Raw genomic sequence first — 1,618 nt, forward strand, 5'->3', positions numbered from 1 at the left:
CGGCGCGGACCCGGCGGCGGCGAGTCCGCCGACGGGGCCGACGCGGCCGCCAGCTGACACCACGCGTGGTGCGCGGCCGACCCCTGCGGGACCGGCTCCCGCTCCCGGGCGTCCCCGCCGAACGACGACACCGCGGCGACCGACTGGTCGCCGCGGTGCTCGTGCTGCTGCTGGCCGGGGTCGCGGTGCTCTACGCCGTGCAGAGCCCGGCCGCACACACTGAGTCGGTGACGGCAGCGACCGCGCCCACCCCACCGCCGCCGGTCGGCCCGGTCCCGGCCGGGTTCACCGAGCTGTGGCGGGCGGCCAGCCCGGACACCCCGGTGCCGCTGGCGGTCGGGGACGGCGTCGTCGTCGCCGCGGGGTCGCGGGTCTCCGGGCACGACGCCCGCACGGGCGCCGAGCGCTGGAGCTACTCCCGTGACCTGCCGCTGTGCACCACCGGGTTCGCCGACGGCCGCGTGCTCGCGCTCTACCGCAACGACGAGTACTGCTCCGAGCTGTCCACGCTCCAGCCCGACTCCGGGGCCCGTGGACCGGCCCGGACCCTCGACGCCCGGCCCGGCACCCGGCTGATCGGCCAGGACCCGGTGGTCGCGACCGGCCAGGACTACGTCGAGACCTTCCGCTCCGACCTGGTCCGCACCGCCGAGTACGGCACGGTGCGCGCGCTGGAGGAGCCCGACTCGCAGCCGCGGTCGGGGTGCACGTTCCGCTCCTTCGCCGCCGCCGAGGACCGCGCCGCGATCCTGGAGCGCTGCCCCGGCGAGCCGTCCGAGCGGCTGACGGTGCTGCGCCCCAGCGGGACCGAGGGTGACCGGCCCGCGTTCGACTCGTCGTCGGTCACCGGTACCGACGGCGCCCAGGTGGTCGCCGCGTCGTCCGAGCGCGTCGCCGTCCTGCTCCCGGGCGCACCCCGCCTGGCCCTCTACGACCGGTCCGGGCGCAGCATCGGCGAGTTCCCGGTCGACGCGGGCGCGACGGTCGCCGCCCCCGCCGACGGCGTCGCCCGCACCACGGCCGACGACCGGCACCGCTACTGGTGGACCGGCGGCGCGACGGTCGCGCTGGAGACCCGCAGCCTCCAGCCGCGCTGGAGCCTGACCGGCACGCTGGGCCCCGGGACCCGCTACGGCGACCGGCTGCTCGTGCCCGTCCCCGGCGGGATCGCCGACGTCGACCCGGCCACGGGTGTCGTCGCCCGGACCCTGCCGGTGGACCGCGGCCCGGTCACCGCGCCGGTCCTGCTCGCCACCCAGGGCACCCTGCTGGTCGAGCTGCGCGGCGACGAACTCGTCGTGCTGGGGCCCGCCGGCTGAGCCGGCGTCGGCTCCGCGCGGCTACAGGAACCAGCCGAACCCCAGCACCAGCGACGCCGTCACGACCACCCCGAGCGCGGCGAGCAACCCGGTGCGGTCCCGCCGCCGGTCCGCGACGACCTGGCCGACGACGGCGACGACCGCCGCCCCGACGTGCGCGACGATCGCGCCGGATCCGGGACCGGGGACCCCGCTGTTCCCGGCCGCCCACTCCACGGCGACCAGCCCGAGGGCGAGCACGACCAGCCCGCCGGCGAGCACGCCGGCCAGGCCGCGCACCAGCCGGGCCCCGGCGCCGT

The 1,618-nt window shown here is 78.6% G+C and carries 3 protein-coding genes; 1 reads left to right on the forward strand and 2 read right to left on the reverse strand.

Features of this window, described 5'->3' with window-relative positions; genetic code table 11:
* Positions 1-218, reverse strand: a 218-nt coding sequence (locus GTW08_RS31940) for a hypothetical protein (protein WP_237453913.1), incomplete at its 3' end; no start/stop codon positions are given.
* 9 nt (positions 219-227) lie between these two features.
* Between GTW08_RS31940 and GTW08_RS16890 the strand changes: the two genes are divergently transcribed.
* Positions 228-1,319: a hypothetical protein gene (locus GTW08_RS16890; RefSeq protein WP_237453914.1), complete on the forward strand. Its 1,092-nt coding sequence runs from the start codon at positions 228-230 to the stop codon at positions 1,317-1,319.
* A gap of 21 nt (positions 1,320-1,340) precedes the next feature.
* On the opposite strand, the gene GTW08_RS16895 is transcribed toward GTW08_RS16890, so the two are convergent.
* On the reverse strand, positions 1,341-1,618 hold a 278-nt coding region (locus tag GTW08_RS16895), incomplete at its 5' end, for a hypothetical protein (protein WP_161152207.1).

The organism is Pseudonocardia sp. SID8383, assembly GCF_009864975.1.
GTDB classification, from domain to species: Bacteria; Actinomycetota; Actinomycetes; order Mycobacteriales; family Pseudonocardiaceae; genus Pseudonocardia; species Pseudonocardia alni.